The sequence below is a fragment of the Cloacibacillus sp. genome (assembly GCA_036655895.1).
In the GTDB taxonomy this organism is placed as follows: domain Bacteria; phylum Synergistota; class Synergistia; order Synergistales; family Synergistaceae; genus JAVVPF01.
Genome location: JAVVPF010000067.1, coordinates 271 through 5,524, shown reverse-complemented (window position 1 = coordinate 5,524; position 5,254 = coordinate 271). Strand labels below are relative to the sequence as shown.

The 5,254-nt window shown below is 55.0% G+C and carries 6 protein-coding genes; 1 reads left to right on the top strand and 5 read right to left on the bottom strand.

From position 1 onward, the window contains the following. The 5 genes from RRY12_12410 to RRY12_12390 all read right to left on the bottom strand — a co-directional run. Positions 1–512, bottom strand: a 512-nt coding sequence (locus tag RRY12_12410; protein ID MEG2185475.1) for a TolC family protein, incomplete at its 3' end; no start/stop codon positions are given. A gap of 67 nt (positions 513–579) precedes the next feature. Continuing rightward, on the bottom strand, positions 580–1,713 hold the full coding sequence (locus RRY12_12405) for an ABC transporter permease (protein ID MEG2185474.1): 1,134 nt from the start codon (positions 1,711–1,713) through the stop codon (positions 580–582). After that, a complete protein-coding gene (locus RRY12_12400) occupies positions 1,710–2,699 on the bottom strand; it encodes an ABC transporter ATP-binding protein (protein MEG2185473.1) in 990 nt (329 codons plus the stop codon). The genes RRY12_12405 and RRY12_12400 overlap by 4 nt, the downstream gene beginning before the upstream one ends. 1 nt (position 2,700) lies before the next feature. Next, complete coding sequence (locus RRY12_12395; protein ID MEG2185472.1) at positions 2,701–3,627, bottom strand: ABC transporter ATP-binding protein; 927 nt, start codon at positions 3,625–3,627, stop codon at positions 2,701–2,703. Next, a complete protein-coding gene (locus RRY12_12390) occupies positions 3,624–4,619 on the bottom strand; it encodes an HlyD family efflux transporter periplasmic adaptor subunit (protein ID MEG2185471.1) in 996 nt (331 codons plus the stop codon). Before RRY12_12390 ends, RRY12_12395 begins: the two co-directional genes overlap by 4 nt. A 209-nt stretch (positions 4,620–4,828) precedes the next feature. Between RRY12_12390 and RRY12_12385 the strand changes: the two genes are divergently transcribed. Then, the coding region (locus tag RRY12_12385) for a helix-turn-helix domain-containing protein (GenBank protein MEG2185470.1) at positions 4,829–5,254 on the top strand (426 nt) is incomplete at its 3' end.

The window sequence follows — 5,254 nt, the reverse complement described above, 5'->3', positions numbered from 1 at the left end:
GTAACTGCGTCACGCGCTACGAGCTCCTTCGCCTGCGCGCGGCGAAGGCCGTAGTAGGCGCGCCGCACGGCGTTAGATACGCTCTCCTGAGTGCGTATCTCCTGCGCTGTGAGCGAATCGCGCGAAAGCTTCGCCGCCTCTTTCTGGGCGGGCAGCGTGCCGCCGGAATAGATCACCTGGGTGAGCGCGACGGCCGCGGCATAGGTGTTGCGGTAGCCGACAGGCAGGTTGAATACTCCAAGAAACGACATCTCGTCCGGAAGTTTCTGAGAAAGGCCGTCCCTCTGCCAAAGCGCGCCGGTACCTACGTTTACTTTAGGCAGCATCTTCGCGTTCGCCTCTATTATCTGCGCCTCTGCTGCGGCGGTGCGCTGCTTTGAGGCCGCTATCTGCGGATTGTCGGAGGCGGCGCGCAAAAGAAGCGCGGCAAGCGGCGCGTCGTCCTGCGCGAAGGCGCCTGAGGCGCAAGCCGCAAGCAGAATAAGAGCCGTCATAAATTTTTTCATCGACATGATCTGGATTCCCCCATAATAATCACTCTAAAAGATGCTCTGTCTATTTATCCTTCGTTGTTTCGGCTTATGGCACGAAACGTTTTTTAAACAGCTGTATGGAGGCCGTAAACATTATCGCAATATATACGACAAGCGCCAGCGTGTCTTTCCATACAAACTCCATCCCGCCGCCCTTTAGGATTATCTGGCGCGAAAGGCTTATGTAGTAGGTTATAGGCAAACATTGCCCAAGATAGCGAAAGCCTGCGGGCATAGCCTCAAGCGGGAAGACAAAGCCCGAAAGCAGCACGCTGGGCAGTATGATGAATACCGACATCTGGAGCGCCTGCATCTGGTTCTGCGCGAAGCACGAGATCATTATCCCAAGTGAAAGGTTCGCCACGACATAGAAAAAGGTGAGCACGTAAAAGAGCGTTATGCTGCCTAAAAACGGCATGTTGAAGACAAATATCCCAACTACGATGGAAATATAGACCTGCACGTAGCCCACGAGAATATATGGGATTATCTTCGACAGCAGCAGCTCCCATATCTTCATCGGCGTGACGAGCAGCTGCTCTAGCGTTCCCTGTTCGCTTTCGCGCACTATCGCCATCGACATCATTGAAATGAGCGTTATCGTAAGCAGCATCCCCATGATGCCAGGCACGATGTACCACGAGGTGATAAAGTCCGGGTTGTACCAGAGCCTTATGCGCATGTCTATCGCCTGCCCCGGTATCTTCATCCCAAGACGCGCAAATTTGCTGGCAAGTATCTGCTGCGAAGACAGCAGCCCTATCGTCTGCGCGGCGTTCAGCGCGGACGACGCGCTCAGGTTGTCCGTAGCGTCGATTATCACCTGCACGCTCGTCTGCCTGCCGCCGCGTATCTGCGAGGCGTAGTCTGGAGGGATGACTATACCGACCTTAGCGGCGCCCGATTCCACCGCGTAGTCCACGGCTTTTATGCTCTCTGCAAATTTCGTCACATCGAAGTAGTTGCTGTAGACGAGGCTGTCTATCATTTGCCTGCTCTCCTGCGTGCGCGACTGGTCGAAGATGACCGTGTTCAGATGTTTGATGTCGGTGTTTATGGCAAATCCGAAGATTAGGAGCTGCGCAAGCGGCATGAATATGACGATGGCAAGAGTTATCCTGTCGCGGAAAAGCTGTATAAATTCTTTTACGATGAGGGCCCTAAGGCGTTCCCAGTTCATTTTGTCCCCTCTTTTTTCTGCGCGCCGGCTGTGGCGCTTCCTATGCCTGAGATGCGGCCGCCGCCAAGCTCGTCGCTTGCGTGTGATTTTACAAGATAGACGAATACGTCCTCCATCGACTGTTCTATACGTTTTATGCGGCAGCCAGTAAAGATGCCGGTCGGCTCCACCGCGTGGTCCTTCGCGGCAAGCACGTGGACCTTGTCGCCGAAGAAGTATGAATCAATTACCGGCCCGGCCTTGCCAGCCTCTATCTGTGAAAGCATCTCAAGCGGGCGTTCCGCAGATATTTCGTAGAGAGTGCCTGGTATCATGCGCTTTAAATTCTCAGGAGAATCGTTTGCGATAAGCTTTCCGTAATAGATGAAGGCCACTTTGTTGCAGTGTTCCGCCTCGTCCATGAAGTGCGTCGTCACCATGATGGTGCAGCCTCCGGCCGCGAGGTCGTAGATGACGTCCCAGAACATCAGGCGCGCCTTCGGGTCGACGCCGCTCGTCGCTTCGTCAAGAAAAAGTATCTTTGGCTTGTGCAGGATGGAACAGCCAAGCGCGAGCCTCTGCCTCCAGCCTCCGGAGAGAGAGCCTGTCAGCTCGTCCTCGCGGCCGACAAGTCCGGCAAGCGCTATCATCTCGTCGATGCGTTTTTTCTTAAGCGCCCCGGTAAGCCCGTAGAGGCCGGAATAGAGATTGAGGTTCTCAAGTACGGAAAGCTCCGGGTAGAGCGAGAACTTTTGTGACATATAGCCGATGTTTTCCTTAAGTTTCTGGCCGTTCGTCGCAAGGTCCAGCCCAAGAATGAGGCCGTGCCCAGATGTTGGCGCAAGTAGCCCGCAGAGCATCCGTATAGTAGTCGATTTGCCGGCGCCGTTCGGCCCCAGAAAGCCGTAGACCTCGCCCTCCTCTATCTTCATGCTGATGTCGTCGACCGCCGTAAAATTTCCAAATTTTTTCGTAAGATGTTCTATATCCACTACAACGGGAGGCATCTCAATCCTCCTTCCCCGCGAAGGCGACGAAGAGGTCGCCAAGGCTCGGTTCTATTGCGTAGATGGCGGCGCTTTCGTCGTGATGCGCGGCAAGCGCCGTGAGGATGGAGCTTTTCGCGGCCTCCGGATCGTCCGTCACTATATGGTAGACGGAGCCGAACATATTAGCCTCGATGACGTGCGCGCATTTAGCAAGCCAGTCAAAGGCCGTCCTGCTGTTCAGTTCAAGACAGAGCAGCTTATAGGGATAGCGCGAAAGCAGCTCGTCGGTCGTCCCTACGTCCAATATCCTGCCGTGGTTGAGGAACATCTTGCGCGTACACAGCTCCGCCTCGTCCATGTAGGGCGTGCTTACGACTATGGTGAGCCCCTCGTGGTTGAACTGATATAAGAGCGACCAGAACTCGCGGCGCGCCACAGGGTCGACTCCCGTCGTCGGCTCGTCAAGAAGAAGTATCTCCGGCGTGTTGAGCAGGCCGATGGCAAGAGCCAGCTTCTGCTTCATGCCTCCTGAGAGGTTGCCGGCAAAGCGGTCCTTAAAGCCCCAAAGCCCTACGCGCGACAGGATATATTCCGCGCGCTCCTCCACCTCGTGCCGCGGCTTGCCGTAGAGCGAGCCGAAAAGGTGTATGTTCTCCATGACGCTCATGTTGATATAGAGGCTGAAAAGCTGCGGCACGTAGCCCGCAAAGACGCGCGTGCGCCTGCGGTCGTCCGCGCCAAGCAGCGCGCACTCTCCCTGCGTGGGGTTGATGATGCCCATCGCTATGCGCATCATTGTGGACTTTCCCGCGCCGTCCGGCCCTATGAAGCCAAATATCTCGCCCTTGCGTATCTCAAGGTCCACGCCGCGCAGCGCGCGCACGTCGCCGAAGTTCTTCACGACGCCGCTGTATGAGAGGCTGCATTTTGGCGCCTCGGTCGTCATAGCAGCGTTACGTCCGCCGGCATTCCGGGCTTCACGACGCCCTCGGGATTTTTTATGGATACCTTTATCCAAAAGACCATATTAGCGCGTTCGTCCTGCGTCAGCGACATACGCGGATTGAACTCAGCCTGCTGGTTGACCTCCGTCACAACTGCGTCAAAAGCCTTCTTCGGGAACGGATCGACAAAGACGCTGCACCTCTGGCCAAGCTTCACGCGCCCAAGCTGCGTGGACGGTATATAGAGCTTCACCCAGCAGTCGTTCATATCGCCGATAGTGGCGATAGCCGCGCCAGCCGTGATTACGTCGCCCGGCTGATAATTTTTCGTAAGCACCACGCCGTCCGCAGGCGCGTAAAATTCCTTGTAGCCGACCTGCGTCTTTGCCTTCAGCACAGCGGACTCCATGCGAGCTACGTTTGCCGCAGCCGCCGCTATCTGTTCCGGGCGCATACCATTTTTCAAAAGCCGCAGCTGCTCCTGCGCGATCGCAAGCGCGCTTGCCGCGGTCTTCGCCGCTTCGGAATACAGCTCAGCGTCTCGCACGGCCACCACTCCGTCAGCCGCAAGAGAGGCAAAGCGCTTCGCGTCGCGTTGGGCCTGAGAGCTTTGAGCCGAACGCAGCGCAACTTCGCTTGCCGCCTTCGCTACATCCTCCCGGCGGAAACCGTTTTGCAGCTCGTCAAGCTGCGCCTTAGCCGCGGCAAGCGCAGCTTCGGCCATCTTCACCTCGTAGTCCGCGCCGTCAAGCGACATCCGCGCGATGAACTGCCCCTTCTTCACATGGTCGGCCTCTTTGACGGCCAGCTCCATGATACGGCCGCCGGCAAGCGGCGCAAGCTGCACCTGCGTCACCTCCACCGTGCCGGAAGCTTTGACGTGCTGTTCCTGCGGGTGCTGCTTCACATATATAGCCATTGACGAAAGTACGACTATTACAATAGAGACCGCCGCGATCAAATATTTTCCCCTGAATATTTCAGATACCTTCACTCTAAAATGCTCCTTCCGCAAGGACCGCATATTTCTTAAATTATCCCGCCGCATATTTCAAAAGTCAAAAGTGCAAACCCGCAATTTTATTGTATAATATTTGTACGGACGTACAAACAAATTATATTCTAAAAAAGTTCCGTGTCAATAACGGAATCAGGGACGACATTAATCATCAATAAAGTTTTATAAGCAGAAAGGACGCACCCATGCTCTCAAAAAAAGATGAACCTGATACCGCGGCCAAGATACTTTCCGCCGCAGTGACGCTGATTTCGCAGGCGGGCTACGCGAACGTCTCAATGCGCGACATTGCAAAACGCGCAGGCGTCGCGCTGAGCCATTTAAATTATTATTATGAAAACAAAGAGGGGCTATTTCTTGCCGTAATAAAAAGCGTTAAAGAAAGTTATTTAAAGGAGCTGACGCTGCGGCTGAGCGCGCCTTCTCCCGAAGAAAAAAACAACAGCTTCCTCTTCGCGCACGCGAAGGAGAGCATGAGGAACACTACTTATATATTCCGGCTGCTGCTTGATCTGTCAAACCTCGCGCTATGGTCGGAGCCGTTTCGCAAAGAATTCAACTCGCTGATAGACGACGTAGCCGAAGTGCTCGCCGCCTACGAATCATCCGAC

Bases quoted from the DNA above. Each gene is read 5' to 3' on its own strand.
- RRY12_12405 (MEG2185474.1), bottom strand. From the start codon at position 1,713: ATGAACTGGGAACGCCTTAGGGCCCTCATCGTAAAAGAATTTATACAG.
- RRY12_12400 (MEG2185473.1), bottom strand. From the start codon at position 2,699: ATGCCTCCCGTTGTAGTGGATATAGAACATCTTACGAAAAAATTTGGA.
- RRY12_12395 (MEG2185472.1), bottom strand. From the start codon at position 3,627: ATGACGACCGAGGCGCCAAAATGCAGCCTCTCATACAGCGGCGTCGTG.